The following is a 14,720-nucleotide window of genomic DNA, read 5'->3' on the forward strand; positions in this document are numbered from 1 at the left end:
TTGTTATGGATACAATATTAACCTATCACTATTTAATTGAATTAGGGATTGTATTCTCTTTTTTACTTTTTCTGTATATCAATAAATTATTCCAACTTAAACGGCTAAAGACCGATTTTTTTAAATTCCAACAAATCTACGAAGATATACCAAACAATCCCAAATGTGCTTTTATATATTACCAAAGTACCTTAAAAAAACTTTCTTGCTCACCCACTTTTATTAAACTATTTAATCTTCAAGAAGCACCGGAAAGTTTAGCACAATTAAGTGAGCTTAATGCCGATGAGATCATAGGGCAGATATTCAATTTTTGCAAAAAAGAAATAGCTAAATTAGAACAAGAACAATTTCAATATCAGCCTACAACTGATAAGTTACAAATAGAAAATGAATATTATCAATTTTCACCACAGCTAGTAAATCAACAATACAAACCTGACTTAATTATTTGGCTGATTAATATTACTGATATCCATAATGAGTTATTAATAAAAGCTAATGAGCTTGAAGCTACCAAAGAACTTTTAACAGAACATAGCCAGATTTTTAATCATTTAAAAATCCCCATGTGGTATCAGCAGAATAATGGTTATAGAACCAATAAAGCTTTCCAGGAACTATTTGAAACCTATAATGTTGAGGATTTCATCCGCTCTCCTAATAAACGAGTTAGCACTAACATTGATGGAGCAAGAAGAGTATTTGAGATTGCCAATATAAATAACAAAACAAACTACGGATATGCACTAGATATTACAGAGATTGAGCACCTGAGAAATGAGATAAAAAGCCATAATCAAGCTTATACAGAATTTCTACGCAGCTCATCTAGCGCTATTGCCGTATACTCAGACAACATGAAATTATCTAACTGGAATCAAGCCTTTAGCAGGTTATGGGGCTTAGAAGAACAATTTCTTAATCAAAAACCAAGCTATAGCGAGATATTAGAAAAATTACGTCAAAAACGTAAGCTTCCAGAGCAGCTTAACTTTAAAGAATTTAAACAGCAACAAATCGAGCTATTTTCAAATATTACCGAAACTCATAATGAGTTCTTCTATTTACCAAATAACCAAATTATCCGAGTGGTAGCCATACCTCATACTTATGGAGGGCTGCTTTTTGCATATGAAGACATTTCTGACCGCTTAGCGCTTGAAAGATCTTATAATACTATTATTGATGTTTTGAATACAACCTTTGATAATATCCATGAAGCTATAGCGGTATTCGAACAGAACGGAAAGCTTACAATTTACAACGCAACTTTTGCAAAAATATGGAAGCTTGATAAAACATTGCTTTCCAGCAATCCTCACTTTAAGGTAATAAATCAATCGGCATTACCCGCGGTCAAATCAGAACAATTAATCGAAACATTAAATAGAAATATTTCTACAACACTGGAACTTAGAAAATATACTAATCACCGTTTTAGAATTTTTGATGATACTTATATTGATCGTACTGTAGTTCCCTTGCCTGACGGATCAGTATTGGTAACCGATTTAGATATAACCGATTCTACCATGATGGAACAGACATTACGTGAAGCTAACAATGCGCTTAACCAAGCTCACCGTATTAAAAATAATTTCTTGGCAAATATTTCTTATGAACTTCGTTCACCTCTTACCAACATTATGGGTTACACCGAGATATTAGCAGAATACTATACTCCTAATAAAGCCCAAAAAGAATATTTAAATAACATTCTTTATTCTACCAATTATCTTATACGGCTTGTAGATCAAATAATTGATATAGGAGCCATTAATGCTGGCTTTGCTCAATTAAAATATAACAACTTTAATATTATAGAAGCAGTACAATCAATTGCCGATAATGTTAATGATCATTTGCAAAATTTTAATCAAACCATGGTTACTATCAAACCCGCTAGTAACCATATTGCATTAGAAGCTGATGAGATTAGAATTAAACAGATTATTTTTAATTTATTAACCAACAACAATCGTAATTTTAGTAAAAATATGTTAATTTACATTGATACGGAAGAAGATTATTTATCTATAAAATTTAGTAATTATTTTAAATTTAGCAGCTTCGATAATCTTTCCTTAGTGATTAACAGCTCAGCTAACCTAAATGAAATTGATAAACATTTACCTTTATCAGATAATTTAGGGTTGGGCATTTGCAAAAAATTTATAGATTTGCATCACGGCTCGATTATGTTGGAACAAACCAATAAAAACTTTGTTGATTTAAAATTAGTCTTACCTCTCAGCAGCCAAGCAGTCGAATCAGCATGATCAACATATTAATTAACTCCAAAAATGATATGATTCAACTTGCCAAAAGGATTGCCGATATCATTAGCCCTTTTGACACCATAACTTTAAGAGGGGACTTAGGTTGTGGAAAAACTTTTTTTACTAAACATCTAATTACTACGCTTATCCCTGAAGTTACCGAAGTTACCAGCCCTACTTTTTTAATAGTACAAAATTACCGCTCTGATAAATATAATATTCATCATTATGATCTTTATCGATTAAAAAATCCTCTGGAAATTATTGAAATTGGCCTTGAAGAAAATTTAGATACCTCCTTAAATATAATAGAATGGCCTGAAATTATTGAAGAGCAGTTACCAGAAGACCGGCTTGATATATATTTAACACATCAAGATGAAAGTAAACGACAGGTTAACCTAGATTTCAAAGGTACTTTCCAAAATAACTTATTAAATTTTAATGCAAAATGAATTTACCCCTTATTGATCAAAGAGAGTTGTTACTTATTCAATTTTTAGTCTCTACTCTTCATACCTATCAGCACATTTTTCCTTTTCCTCAGGATGCATCTTTTAGAAAATATTTTCGGGTTACATCTAATGGTAAAAATTATATTTTAATGGATGCACCTCCCGATAAAGAACCCATTAAATCTTTTATTCATATAGCACAGATATTGAAAGCCAACGGCATTAATGCCCCTACCATATATGAATATGATCATGAAAATGGTTTTATTTTATTAGAAGATTTTGGGGATTATAGTTTTACTAAGTTTTTATTACTTTATCCAGAACAAGAATTAGAACTTTATTCCACTGCAGTAAATATTCTTATTCATATTAATACTAATGATTTTACCAATGTTGATTTAGATAGGTATACTTGGAACAAGCTACTAATTGAGCTACAAGTATTCTTCGATTATTACCTAAAATTCAATTTAACCGAGAGCGAATATTTAGAGCAGTCCAGCCTACTAGCAACAAGCTTTAATCAACAATTCTTAAATTTACCTATGCAACCCAGCACTATAGTACATAGAGATTATCATGCAGATAATCTTCAATGGATGCCACACAATAGTGACTTCAACCGAATCGGCATACTTGATTTTCAAGATGCTTTACATGGATGCCCCAGTTATGATTTAGTTTCTTTATTGCAGGATGCTAGGCGTGATTTATTAATTCCTGAAGCAGAATTAATCGACCATTTTGTTACCAAAATGAATTTTAACCACCAGGATTTTCTAGAAAATTATAATTTTTATGGATTACAGCGTAACCTAAAGATTATTGGTGTTTTCAATCGTAAAAAATATCGCGATAATAATGCTAATTATTTAAAGTTTTTACCTCGTATGTGGGGCTATATTATCAATTACGTTGAAAATAATTATAAGCAAAACTCTCTTGCTTATTTACTTAAAGAGAGTACTTGGTATAAGCACGAAAAAAGCAACTATTAAACTTCTTGTATAAATCGACAGTAAATAAAAACTTTTTAAGCGTGATTTTAGGTTATACAGCACCTACGGAACAGCTGAGGATTTATAAAATTTTCAGCTCAAAATAAGTTACTATTTTGTAAACCATAATAAAAACTTATAACAACAATATTTTGATATCTATAGACATCAATACTACAAATAGTTTTATGCAAACAACCTTCACTCAACCCTACCAGCCAAGAATTGCCCAAGCTCCCTTAGATTTGGCAACCAATTACTGCGCCAGAATAGATTAAGAAAAATACCTATTGTTAAATCCTGCCTGATAATCTAATTACTACTGTATTAGATAGATAATCATGTAGGGTAATGTGACGTGGATTAAATACCGCTATAAAAAATCCTATCAACGCGGTAGCTAGGGTTAACAAGCTTAAAAAGCTTCTTAGCACAATCTGTTTAAAACTAGCCGGTTGGTATGTTACCCGGTGTAAAATCCGTACATTAAAAATACGTTGACCTAAGGTTCTCTTAAAATATTTTTGGCAAAGTAGTATATACCCAATAAATCCAGCAAATAATATCAAATTCAAACCAACTTGTTTAATGATAACTTTTTGGGTTAGAGCATTTACATCACCTACTGCCGGATCTTTTTCCAAAGCCTCAATAATTTTTTCTCTATTACCTTCATATTCTTTGTAATATTCTTGATATTTAAATTTCAAAGTATTGATCCGTTCATCATCAGGTGCCAATCTTTCTATCGTAGAAACTAACGGCACAACCAAGAAGGTAACAACCAGCAGATCAACTAGCAGCATTAACAATCTTATCGGCAACTTAGGGTAAGAAATTTTATAACCTTCAAATTCACTAGGAAATTTACCCAGCCTAGAATCATCTTTTTGGCTTTTACTAATTAAAATTCGCTCTATAAACTTCATAACACTCCTACCAAGAAAATTTAGTTTTCATATCAACAATAACTTTATAGTTAGTCAAATCAAGATCCAGCGGCGTTACTGAAATATAATTATCAATGATTGCTTGAAGATCACTTTCAGGCATATCATCTTTATATTCTCTTTTACTGCCAATCCAGTAATAAGGATCTTGATCTTTCAGTATCATTTTATCTACACTATCATGCTTAATCCGCTTACCTTGAGAAGTAACTTTAACACCTTGCACTTCATCTACTTCACATAAGGGAAAATTTACATTTATAAGACTATACTCCGGTAATTTATAACTTAAAATTTTTTCAATTATAATTTGAGTATAATGCTTAGCAACGTCGAAGCTCACTTGTTTCTTTAGTCTATTCATTTTTTGGCTCAGCGCAATCGCCGGAATATTAAGCAAAACCGCTTCCATAGCAGCAGCCACTGTACCTGAATAGGTTACATCCTCACCGAGATTACATCCTGCATTAATACCTGATAGTACCAGATCTGGCTTTTTATCCTTTAAAATTTCACGAATACCAATCAATACTGCATCCGTAGGGGTGCCATCAACCGCGTAATGATTATTATCTACTTGCGTCACTTTTAATGGTTTGCGTAGTGAAAGAGTATGGCTGGCACCACTTTGTTCAGTCAGAGGAGCTATCACCCACACATCACTTGTAAACTGTCGTGCAATATCATACAGCAGCTTTATCCCTAAGGCATTGATGCCATCATCATTGGAAATTAAAATACGCATTATTTTTTAACCTGCTCGATTTTAGTTTTACCACCCATATAGCTTTGTAACACTTTAGGTATTGCAATTGAGCCATCTTCCTGCTGATAGTTTTCTAAAATTGCTACCACGGTTCTTCCAACTGCAAGTGCTGATCCATTCAAAGTATGTACTAATATATTTTCTTTTTTATCAGAAGATTTAAAACGAGCTTTCATTCTTCTAGCTTGAAAGTCACCACAGTTGGAGCTGCTTGAAATTTCACGGTAACAATTTTGTCCTGGCAACCATACTTCTAAATCATAAGTTTTTTGTGAGGAAAATCCCATATCACCTGTTGAAAGCAACATGATTCTATAAGGCAAATCTAATTTCTTTAAGACTTCCTCAGCGCAATTGGTCATACGTTCATGTTCATTATCTGAATCTTGCGGTTTGGTAATACTTACTAGTTCCACCTTACTAAATTGGTGCAGTCTAATCATCCCTCTAGTATCTCTCCCGGCACTGCCAGCTTCAGATCTAAAGCAAGGAGTATAAGTAGTCAGCCTTAAAGGTAATTCTTCTTCACTTAAAATTTTATCGGCAACCATATTAGTAAGAGATACTTCTCCAGTAGGTATAAGCCTATATCCATCGGTAGTAACGAAAGAATCCTCTGCAAATTTAGGCAGCTGTGCCACTCCAAACATTGCAGGATCTTTAACTAAAAATGGCGTACTTACTTCAGTATAACCGAATTGTTGAGTGTGCAAATCTAACATAAAATTAGCTAGCGCTCTTTCTAAATTTGCTAAGTCTCTTTTAAGCACTACAAATCTTGAACCTGACATTTTACTAGCGGTTTCAAAATCCATTAAGTGTAGTTCTTCACCCAGTTCAAAATGCTGTTTAGGCACAAAATTAAAGCTAGGAATTTTGCCAAACTTTCTTACTTCTTGATTAGCTGTTTCGTCTGGGCCAATGGGCACCACCTCTTCTGGTATGTTAGGTAAAGTAATCAGATGTTGATACAGCTCTTCTTCAAAATCTTGCTCTTGCTCAAGTTTTGCAAGTTCTTCCTTAATTTTGGCTGCATCTTGTAATAAGCTTTGAAATTCTGCAGATTTTTTATCTTGGAAACTACCAATAACCTTAGCTGATTCATTTCTTTTTTGCTGGAGTTCTTGGAGGCTAGTGATTTTACTCCTACGCTTATTATCCAGCTCAATTAACTTGTGTGCAAGCGGTTCTAAATTTCTTGATTTTAATGCTTCGTCAAATTTTTCAGAATTATTTCTAATAAAATTAATATCCAACATTTAGCTATTTTCCTTGAGTTTTATAAATAAATTTTCCGTACAATATCACGCTTTCATATAATATCACCATAGGAAGTGCAAGTGCAACCTGACTAAAAACATCAGGTGGAGTAATAATTGCGGCAATAATGAAAAATAATATAATGGCGTATTTACGCTTTTCTCTTAAACTCTGGTAGCTAATTAGGTCAAATTTCAGTAATAACATTAGTAATACCGGCAGCTCAAAAGCCACTCCAAAAGCTATCATTAAATGCATTACTATACTTAAATATTCTGCTACTCGAGCCTCAAGCACCACTTGTAATTTATCATGCTGCTCAAAACTTACAAAAAATTCCCAAGCAACTGGAAATACCACATAATACGCAAACAATACCCCTATCCAAAAAAGGATGGGCGTAAAAATCATAAAAGGCAATACTGCTTTTTTTTCATTCGTATGTAACCCAGGAGCAATAAAGCCATATATTTGCCAAAGAAAAATAGGCATAGTCACTAAAATTGAAGCAAAACTTGCCAATTTTAAGTAAGTAAAGAAAGCTTCACCAAGCCCTGTATAAATCATTTTAGAATTTTGAGTAATGACAATTAACGGCTCAACTAGAAAAGCATAAATATTTTCAGCAAAATAATAACTTACTCCAAAAACCAGCAAAAAGCTAACACCTGCAAAAATCAATCTATTTCTCAGCTCAATTAAATGCTCAGTCAAAGTTAAGCGTTTTTCATTATTATGTTGGCTAGTATGCACTTTGATAATTATTCTTGGGAATTATTAGATTTAGGAATATTATTAATGTCCTTGGATGCTATAATATCCGGTTTTAATACCTCTAAATTATAACATTGATATTCTTTACCATCATCACCAATGATATAAGTGGTTAGTTCTTGGTTAATTTTATCAATCTCTAATTCTCTAGTAAGTTGTGCATACAGATTATAAGCTTTACTCTTAGTAGTATTAAATTTACCCACTACAGATTTAATAAAATTTACTACTTCAGGAATTTCTTTCTTACCAAGCAAGCAAATAGAAACCACAATAATAACTAAAAATTCAGGCCATGAAACCGGCAACATCATCATACCCACTTTCTTGTTGGCTATAAATAACTGCAAAGTTATTTTGATCTATAAGTTTTATAGCTTTCAGTTTATCTTTCAAATCAGAGTGTTGATTTAACTTATCCCAAATAGTTTTAGCAATATTTTCTAAGGTCGGTGGGATAGTTTTAAATTCTTCCATTGCTTCGTTTAAATTTTGGCCATTAAATTCTTCTACAATTTGCTTAGCAGCTTTTTTAAGGATTGTATGATTAATATTCATACCTGTAACTTGTTCTATATTGTCTCCAGCTAAAATTTCAAATTTAATTTCGCCTAAATACTTTCTATCCTCAGAACCATAAACAAGCTGATGTTCTCCTTCATTTAAAATTGGATTAACCAACTCTAAACTACAACTAAATTTCGAAGAATAAGATAAAATTACTTTAGCAAGATTCATTTAACTAAGCCATGAAGTTTATTTTATATAGGTTATCTTATAAATTATCCATATTCAACGTATATCATCAATTATTTGCTATAATTTATATATACTTATTTATTTTGGAGAATTTTTGCTTTAATATGTATTTACATACCAGGATCACACGCTTTTTTTCATATAAATGACGTATCTATAGGTAGTCCATATGACTTTAAATAAAATTTGGCATAATTTACAAGGGCAATGGCAGTTTAAACGAAATATTATTGATCACATTACTAATATAATAAGCAATGTATCCGGCAAAGCTTATTTTGCCCCTAACTCAAATCTTGATTTAACACTGTTATACAATGAAACAGGTATATGGCAGCTGAACAATCTACAGCTTAGTATTAATACACAATATCTTTTTGAAAAAGGTTGCCATCAAATTTTAATTTACTTTCTCTTGCCTGATACTGCCAAAGGAAATTTATTTCATTCATTACAAATTACTGCTCCGCTCGATTTATCGTCTAAGATTGCTACCGGGTATCATTTGTGTAACTTAGATGAGTATCATTCTGCTTATGAATTTATTAATATTAACTCATTTAACATTACCCATGTAGCCAAAGGTCCTAAAAAATTTTATACCTCAGTGACTAATTATATACGTGGCATAGCAGCAACATAAATCTTGATCTCTTATTAACTTATATAACATCCAAATGTTATAATAAAATAAAAATTTTTATTTTATTATATTATTGATTTTATTATTATTCGCAATTAAGCTCATAAAAAATTAAAATAACCAATGGAAATAATCATGGATGATCATCTAGATCAGCAAATTGAAAAAATCAAAACTGAGGTAAATTACTTAACTCAACTGACCGATCCAGAAACAAGCTTTTTAAAACTAGATGAAGTTAATAATTTAATAATGGGATTTTTAAATCAAATTCAATTATTACCGTTAGAACAATTACAGCAATATAACCAAAAACTATTGGAGATTACTCCCCAAATAGAATCTTCAATCGCAGAAATGACTAGACAAAAAAATGAGCTAAGTACTGAAATTTATAATTTAAATCAAAGCATTAAAGCTACTAAAGCATACGAACAACAAAACGCATGATGGAGGAGAATATTTTGCTATTAAAAGCAATTTTTGGGTTGGTTTTTATTATTGCTTTAATAGTATTAATTTGGGCTTTAATGAAAAAAAACTTTACTCACCTGCTCAATAGAATGGGGCCTAATACCGATTTAAAAGTTCATCATTTCATCTCTTTGCCTAATCGTTCACAATTACTCCACATTTCATCCAAACAGTTTAATAAGGATTATCTTTTAATCGTACAAACCAATGGAGAAACTAAGCTAATAGATCAGAAACCAAATGAACATAAATAGGTTTAAACTTTTATTTTTGATAATTTTTTTATTACTACCCAGCATGTCGTTGGCAGCTGGAGATAATACTTTTAACCTCGAAGGTGGAGTTTTTAGCGGTAGAGTAATTCAGCTAATTTTAATAACTGCAGTGCTAAGCCTAGCCCCTTCAATTCTCATAATGGTCACCTCTTTTACCCGGATTATTGTAGTATTATCATTTGTACGCAATGCTTTAGGAATTCAACAAACCCCTCCAAATCCCGTGCTAATTAGCCTGGCGCTTTTTTTAACGTTTTTTATCATGACTCCTACCTTTACCGAATCTTATACCAAAGGCATCATCCCCCTTATGGAAGAAAAAATTGAAGAATCAGAAGCTATACAAATAGCCGCAGCGCCCTTTCATAAATTTATGCGTACTCATACTAGGCAGAAAGATTTAGAACTTTTTTTACATTTAGCTAACATTCCTGAACAAACCAAAATCGAAGATACACCTTACCATGTTTTAATTCCTAGCTTTATGATTAGTGAACTCAGAAGAGCGTTTGAAATCGGCTTTTTAGTATTTTTACCTTTTATTATTATTGATATGCTTGTTTCATCAGTACTTATGGCCATGGGGATGATGATGTTACCACCTGTGATGATTTCATTACCATTTAAATTAATATATTTCGTGATCACTGATGGCTGGTACATGATAGCAGGAAGTTTAGTCAGAAGTTATACTTCTTAATAAGCATCTCTTATCTTACTAAAATTTCTCTCACTCAACCTGAAGTTAATTTAGCGATAGATTTTATATAACTCAGAAATGGGCAAGGACGCTTTAGGCAAAACTCAAGATGAACACCGAATAACTGATATCTACATACATTTGAGAAGCGCAGATAAGTTTCCACTATAAAATTATTGCTTACAATTGTCATGTATAAGTTCTAATATAAGCCTTGATAATGGGGTATATACATGCTAAATCTTAAACCAACTTCATACTAAAATTTGGTTAATTAAGCATGGTAAAACTGCAGGAAATCAAGCGCCACTCGACTCATCAAGTTAAAATCGGTAACAGGTTTATAGGGGGCAATGCTCCAGTATTAGTACAAAGTATGACTAATACTAACACTTCTGATGTCAATGCCACAGTTAACCAAATTATAGAACTTTATGAAGCAGGTTCAGAAATAGTCCGGCTTACTGTAAATAATGATGCAGCAGCTAAGGCTGTACCTTATATTTACGAGACACTAGTTAACAAAGATTACGATATACCCCTAGTAGGCTGCTTTCATTTTAATGGACATAGGTTACTCACTTCATATCCAGCACTTGCTGCAAGCTTAGCTAAATACCGGATTAATCCTGGCAATGTTGGATTAGGCGAAAAGCACGATAAGCATTTTGAGATGATGGTTGAACAAGCTATTAAATATCAAAAACCTATAAGAATTGGAGTTAATTGGGGAAGCCTTGATCAAGAGTTAGCAGCAAGAATTATGGATAAAAATTCTAAGCTAAAAAACCCCAAACCTACCGAAGAAATATTACGCGAAACCTTAATTGAGTCCGCTTTACAAAGTGCTAAAAAAGCTGAAGATATAGGCTTACTTGCTGAGCAAATAGTTATTTCCTGTAAAATTAGTCGTCCTCAAGACTTAATTGCAGTTTATCGAGAATTAGCTAGACGCTCAAATTATGCTTTACATTTAGGCTTAACTGAAGCCGGCATGGGGATAAAAGGAGCAGTAGCTACTACTGCCGCCCTATCTACTTTGCTGCAAGAAGGTATAGGAGATACCATTAGAACTTCTATAACTCCTATTCCTGGCGATTCCCGCACTGTAGAAGTAAAAATATGTAAAGAAATTTTACAATCTTTAGGACTTAGAGAATTTGCACCGGTAGTGACCTCATGTCCGGGGTGTGGGAGAACTACCAGCACAGTCTTTCAGCATCTAGCCCAGCAAGTTCAATTATTTCTTGAAAGCAATATGCCTAACTGGAAAAATAAATATAAGGGTGTTGAAAGTTTAAAAGTAGCCGTAATGGGCTGTATTGTTAACGGTCCTGGAGAAAGTAAACATGCTGATATTGGCATTAGTTTACCCGGCACTGGAGAACATCCTATAGCTCCGGTATTTATTAATGGTGAACGCGCGCATATCTTACAAGGCGAAAATATCGCTGCAGAGTTTACACAAATCATTTTAAATTATATTGAACACCGATATCAACCAGCTTAATAATTTTATGTTATGATTAGCATTTACTTTTCAGGGTTATTAGCTATTTTTATTGGCATGATTATTATCTATCAATAATTTTTCTTATAAGCACCTGTAGCTCAGATGGATAGAGTATTGCCCTCCGAAGGCAAAGGTCGGGCGTTCGAATCGCCCCAGGTGCACCATAGCTTATGTTTTAATTGCTAAAAACAAAACCATTATTTCATGTTAAATAAGCTTATATTTAAACTCTTTGGCAATCAAAAGAAAAGAGGAATCTTTAGAAAAAATGTAGATGAGGAGCAGAATTTATTAAATATAAATAAGCACCCCAGGTAAGTTTTGACATTAAAATTATATTTTATCCTAGGTTTTAAAGAGATTTATTTTTGCTTAAGTTCTTCAAAATATTTATGCCGAATTTCTCTATTGTTACTGTTCAATATAATGTCTTTGAGGTTGATTATTACCCCGTCAATATCAAATACTACTAGATCATCTTCTGCAAAACCCCCTATATATTGCTTAATTTCTGAAAGGTTTTTTATAGCAATATGTTGTTTTTCATTAGCATGGCACAATTATAACAAAGAGTGAATATTATCATTATTAAGACTATAACTGCCATATAGATATTTGGCATTTTGTATAATAAAATTCAAGCCTTCACAATAACTCATCTCTGATTGTTATAACTAACAATCTTTTATTATAAACCGCTGTAACATAACTTAGAGCAAATATAAACTCAGTTTACTATAATATTCTAGTTTAAAATAAGCTTACCAAACAAAAAGGTTAAAAATAATTTAATTTAGACCTTATTGCTTATTTTATATTAAAATTGCTTAATAATTTCATTTTATTATATAATAAAATTATTACTATCAAATGAATTGAGGGGTAACGATGCCAGTTCTACACAATATTTTCACAAACATTGGCCAAGCTGTAAGCGACAGTATTGAAGTTGCTATCAATAAGTTTTATTCCTCCTCTACCAAAAATATAAAACCAGCGTTACTCCAACCAATAATGCCCGCTGCTATTGAAGCTAAAACCCTACAAAGAGCTAGCACTGAACAAAAAATCTCCTGCCTAAATGAAATACCATTAAGCAAAGCATATGCAGCGTTAGAATATTACTATCTTATTAAAATTAAAAAGCACCCTACATTTTCTTTAACTACCCAAGAAGATATAATTTTAGAATTAAAGAAAATAGATCAACCACACTATCAAGTTCAAGATTTTATATATCATTGCATAGATTTAATTGGAAAGGATAGGCAAGATGATAACAAATACACTTTACTCCATCATGCGGCCTTTAATAATAATTTGCAGCTAACTGAATTATTACTAACCATGGATGCAAATAGCAATATTTTAGCTTGCAATAATTATACTCCTCTACATTTGGCTTTGGTCAATTGCAAAATTGAATTAGTCAAATACACAAAATTTTGCCACAAAATTCAAGATCATCCCGCTGAGTATTCAAAGGATAAATTAGAACATACAAAAAGCAATCTTGATGATACTTTAAAGCTCGTATTGCTTTTATCAAAGCATACAAATATTGATCCTTTATTAGAAGGTCCTCTCATATCAAGCTTACCTGAAGAAAATTTAGCATCAACAGATCAAGCCTCACCTTCAAAACCACGACTTCAAGCTGGCCCTGTATCAATTAATTCTTTTCTGAAGAGCTTATCTGCAGCAGAATGTTTAACAGTAGAACACCAATCAATGCTAACTGAAATCGAAAATAATATAATACAAGGTCATAATCTTCCTAACTGTGATCACAACGCAAGAGCTCCCCTTAGTCAAACTGGCCGTTTATTACAAGAAAATAATTCAACTATAATTACCAAAATTTAACCTTAACTTCTTGAAGTGTAGAATAATAGTAAGGTTTGTGTCACAAAAATGAAACTCTTCCCGTGAATTTATATTAACAACCATCGAATAAAGCATAAGGGTAGATTTTAGTATTAAAATCCTTTTAAGCTGAATCTCTAAAAATAACTTATGCTATCCTTTATATAAAAAAGGCAGGTTATACCTGCCTTTTTCTTGATATTCAAATTAACACCTTACTTTACATCAGCCCAAATACGGCGATAAGCTACATAGAAGAAAATAGTAAGTGCAGCTAAATATAGCAATGTTCTAATACCTATAGTTTTACGTGCTTCCATTTCCGGCTCGGCAGCCCATTGTAGAAAATGTACTACATCTTTACTCATTTGTTCAACTGTTGCTTCAGTACCATCTTGATAGGTAGCTTGGCCATCAGATAAAGGCGGCGCCATAGCAATTACTCCACCATCCATGTAAGGATTATAATATTTACCTTCAGGAATTACCATTCCTTCTGGAGTATTGTGATAACCGTTTAACAAAGAATAAACATAATTAGCTCCATCATGTCGCGCCTTAATTATCAAGGATAAATCAGGAGGAAAAGCTCCATTATTTGCAGCTCTTGAGGCTTTTTCATTTGGATAAGGTGCTACAAAATAATCGGAAGGAACACCAGGACGCTCAAACATTTCACCATTATCATTTGGTCCATCAATTACATTATATCCTGCTGCAATAGTTTTAATTTCACCATCTGCAAAACCAATTTCTTTTAAATTTCTAAAAGCAACGCGATCAAGCCCATGACAAGCAGAACATACCTCCTTATATATCTGGAACCCTCTTTGCACCGCCTGACGATCAAACTTACCAAAAAAACCTTCAAAAGACCATTCATGCTGCAAAGGATGCTTAGCATTCTCACTTGATAAAGCAAATGCTGAAGCAAATAAGCACACCAAGGCAACTAATATCGAACTACAAAATTTCACTTTAACCATAATCATATCAATTAAT

17 protein-coding genes and 1 tRNA gene are annotated in these 14,720 nt (G+C 32.5%); 10 read left to right on the forward strand and 8 right to left on the reverse strand.

From position 1 onward, the window contains the following. Positions 1 to 5 precede the first annotated feature (5 nt). Genes EF513_RS02245 through EF513_RS02255 form a run of 3 tightly spaced genes read left to right on the forward strand, consistent with a single transcriptional unit; the run spans position 6 to position 3,738 of the window. The gene (locus EF513_RS02245; RefSeq protein ID WP_125215793.1) at positions 6 to 2,282 is read left to right on the forward strand and encodes a sensor histidine kinase; all 2,277 of its coding nucleotides are present in this window, start codon (positions 6 to 8) and stop codon (positions 2,280 to 2,282) included. Then, positions 2,279 to 2,737: a tRNA (adenosine(37)-N6)-threonylcarbamoyltransferase complex ATPase subunit type 1 TsaE gene (tsaE, locus tag EF513_RS02250; RefSeq protein WP_125215794.1), complete on the forward strand. Its 459-nt coding sequence runs from the start codon at positions 2,279 to 2,281 to the stop codon at positions 2,735 to 2,737. Before EF513_RS02245 ends, tsaE begins: the two co-directional genes overlap by 4 nt. Next, on the forward strand, positions 2,734 to 3,738 hold the full coding sequence (locus EF513_RS02255) for an aminoglycoside phosphotransferase family protein (RefSeq protein WP_125215795.1): 1,005 nt from the start codon (positions 2,734 to 2,736) through the stop codon (positions 3,736 to 3,738). Before tsaE ends, EF513_RS02255 begins: the two co-directional genes overlap by 4 nt. Before the next feature lie 293 nt (positions 3,739 to 4,031). Here EF513_RS02255 and EF513_RS02260 read toward each other — a convergent pair whose 3' ends face one another. The 6 genes from EF513_RS02260 to EF513_RS02285 are packed head-to-tail and all read right to left on the reverse strand — an operon-like array spanning position 4,032 to position 8,226. Then, positions 4,032 to 4,667 (reverse strand): RDD family protein, encoded by a 636-nt coding sequence (locus EF513_RS02260; RefSeq protein ID WP_125215796.1) that lies wholly within the window; start codon positions 4,665 to 4,667, stop codon positions 4,032 to 4,034. Between the two features lie 7 nt (positions 4,668 to 4,674). Further along, complete coding sequence (gene surE, locus EF513_RS02265; RefSeq protein ID WP_125215797.1) at positions 4,675 to 5,433, reverse strand: 5'/3'-nucleotidase SurE; 759 nt, start codon at positions 5,431 to 5,433, stop codon at positions 4,675 to 4,677. Then, positions 5,433 to 6,713 carry a serine--tRNA ligase gene (gene serS / locus EF513_RS02270; RefSeq protein WP_125215798.1) on the reverse strand — a complete coding sequence of 427 codons (1,281 nt, stop codon included), beginning with the start codon at positions 6,711 to 6,713 and terminating at the stop codon, positions 5,433 to 5,435. Before serS ends, surE begins: the two co-directional genes overlap by 1 nt. Positions 6,714 to 6,717: 4 nt before the next feature. After that, on the reverse strand, positions 6,718 to 7,467 hold the full coding sequence (tatC, locus tag EF513_RS02275; protein WP_206425209.1) for a twin-arginine translocase subunit TatC: 750 nt from the start codon (positions 7,465 to 7,467) through the stop codon (positions 6,718 to 6,720). An 8-nt stretch (positions 7,468 to 7,475) separates the two neighbouring features. Further along, positions 7,476 to 7,799, reverse strand: a complete 324-nt coding sequence (locus EF513_RS02280) for a Sec-independent protein translocase subunit TatA/TatB (protein ID WP_125215800.1) — start codon at positions 7,797 to 7,799, stop codon at positions 7,476 to 7,478. After that, positions 7,777 to 8,226 (reverse strand): 6-pyruvoyl trahydropterin synthase family protein, encoded by a 450-nt coding sequence (locus EF513_RS02285; RefSeq protein WP_125215801.1) that lies wholly within the window; start codon positions 8,224 to 8,226, stop codon positions 7,777 to 7,779. The genes EF513_RS02280 and EF513_RS02285 overlap by 23 nt, the downstream gene beginning before the upstream one ends. A 190-nt stretch (positions 8,227 to 8,416) precedes the next feature. Here EF513_RS02285 and EF513_RS02290 point away from each other — a divergent pair, with 190 nt between their 5' ends. The 6 genes from EF513_RS02290 (at position 8,417) to EF513_RS02315 (ending at position 12,016) form a co-directional block, all read left to right on the forward strand. Next, positions 8,417 to 8,890, forward strand: coding sequence for a DUF6314 family protein (locus tag EF513_RS02290; RefSeq protein WP_125215802.1), 474 nt, complete (start codon positions 8,417 to 8,419; stop codon positions 8,888 to 8,890). Positions 8,891 to 9,025: 135 nt separating this feature from the next. Further along, positions 9,026 to 9,340, forward strand: coding sequence for a hypothetical protein (locus EF513_RS02295; RefSeq protein ID WP_125215803.1), 315 nt, complete (start codon positions 9,026 to 9,028; stop codon positions 9,338 to 9,340). A gap of 80 nt (positions 9,341 to 9,420) precedes the next feature. Further along, the gene (locus tag EF513_RS02300) at positions 9,421 to 9,618 is read left to right on the forward strand and encodes a hypothetical protein (protein ID WP_164503797.1); all 198 of its coding nucleotides are present in this window, start codon (positions 9,421 to 9,423) and stop codon (positions 9,616 to 9,618) included. A 43-nt stretch (positions 9,619 to 9,661) separates the two neighbouring features. Beyond that, complete coding sequence (gene fliP, locus EF513_RS02305) at positions 9,662 to 10,339, forward strand: flagellar type III secretion system pore protein FliP (RefSeq protein ID WP_206425210.1); 678 nt, start codon at positions 9,662 to 9,664, stop codon at positions 10,337 to 10,339. 280 nt (positions 10,340 to 10,619) lie between these two features. Then, the gene (gene ispG, locus EF513_RS02310) at positions 10,620 to 11,849 is read left to right on the forward strand and encodes a flavodoxin-dependent (E)-4-hydroxy-3-methylbut-2-enyl-diphosphate synthase (protein ID WP_125215806.1); all 1,230 of its coding nucleotides are present in this window, start codon (positions 10,620 to 10,622) and stop codon (positions 11,847 to 11,849) included. Positions 11,850 to 11,939: 90 nt separating this feature from the next. Next, positions 11,940 to 12,016 (forward strand) — tRNA-Arg (locus EF513_RS02315). A 198-nt stretch (positions 12,017 to 12,214) separates the two neighbouring features. Here the strand turns inward: EF513_RS02315 and EF513_RS02320 are convergent. Further along, positions 12,215 to 12,412 (reverse strand): hypothetical protein, encoded by a 198-nt coding sequence (locus tag EF513_RS02320; RefSeq protein WP_125215807.1) that lies wholly within the window; start codon positions 12,410 to 12,412, stop codon positions 12,215 to 12,217. A gap of 328 nt (positions 12,413 to 12,740) precedes the next feature. Here EF513_RS02320 and EF513_RS02325 point away from each other — a divergent pair, with 328 nt between their 5' ends. Beyond that, entirely contained in the window at positions 12,741 to 13,718 is a 978-nt protein-coding gene (locus EF513_RS02325; RefSeq protein WP_125215808.1) for an ankyrin repeat domain-containing protein, read from the forward strand. Positions 13,719 to 13,933: 215 nt separating this feature from the next. Here EF513_RS02325 and EF513_RS02330 read toward each other — a convergent pair whose 3' ends face one another. Then, on the reverse strand, positions 13,934 to 14,704 hold the full coding sequence (locus EF513_RS02330; protein ID WP_125215809.1) for a cytochrome c1: 771 nt from the start codon (positions 14,702 to 14,704) through the stop codon (positions 13,934 to 13,936). Between the last annotated feature and the right edge of the window lie 16 nt (positions 14,705 to 14,720).

Origin of the sequence: Rickettsiales endosymbiont of Stachyamoeba lipophora (assembly GCF_003932735.1) — a bacterium.
In the GTDB taxonomy this organism is placed as follows: domain Bacteria; phylum Pseudomonadota; class Alphaproteobacteria; order Rickettsiales; family 33-17; genus RICK01.

Coding starts and splice junctions, on each gene's coding strand:
- surE (WP_125215797.1), bottom strand. CDS start 5,433: ATGCGTATTTTAATTTCCAATGATGATGGCATCAATGCCTTAGGGATA.
- ispG (WP_125215806.1), top strand. CDS start 10,620: ATGGTAAAACTGCAGGAAATCAAGCGCCACTCGACTCATCAAGTTAAA.
- EF513_RS02280 (WP_125215800.1), bottom strand. CDS start 7,799: ATGTTGCCGGTTTCATGGCCTGAATTTTTAGTTATTATTGTGGTTTCT.
- serS (WP_125215798.1), bottom strand. CDS start 6,713: ATGTTGGATATTAATTTTATTAGAAATAATTCTGAAAAATTTGACGAA.
- fliP (WP_206425210.1), top strand. CDS start 9,662: ATGTCGTTGGCAGCTGGAGATAATACTTTTAACCTCGAAGGTGGAGTT.
- EF513_RS02260 (WP_125215796.1), bottom strand. CDS start 4,667: ATGAAGTTTATAGAGCGAATTTTAATTAGTAAAAGCCAAAAAGATGAT.
- EF513_RS02255 (WP_125215795.1), top strand. CDS start 2,734: ATGAATTTACCCCTTATTGATCAAAGAGAGTTGTTACTTATTCAATTT.
- EF513_RS02295 (WP_125215803.1), top strand. CDS start 9,026: ATGGATGATCATCTAGATCAGCAAATTGAAAAAATCAAAACTGAGGTA.
- EF513_RS02325 (WP_125215808.1), top strand. CDS start 12,741: ATGCCAGTTCTACACAATATTTTCACAAACATTGGCCAAGCTGTAAGC.
- EF513_RS02245 (WP_125215793.1), top strand. CDS start 6: ATGGATACAATATTAACCTATCACTATTTAATTGAATTAGGGATTGTA.
- EF513_RS02330 (WP_125215809.1), bottom strand. CDS start 14,704: ATGGTTAAAGTGAAATTTTGTAGTTCGATATTAGTTGCCTTGGTGTGC.
- EF513_RS02285 (WP_125215801.1), bottom strand. CDS start 8,226: ATGAATCTTGCTAAAGTAATTTTATCTTATTCTTCGAAATTTAGTTGT.
- EF513_RS02300 (WP_164503797.1), top strand. CDS start 9,421: ATGAAAAAAAACTTTACTCACCTGCTCAATAGAATGGGGCCTAATACC.
- tsaE (WP_125215794.1), top strand. CDS start 2,279: ATGATCAACATATTAATTAACTCCAAAAATGATATGATTCAACTTGCC.
- EF513_RS02290 (WP_125215802.1), top strand. CDS start 8,417: ATGACTTTAAATAAAATTTGGCATAATTTACAAGGGCAATGGCAGTTT.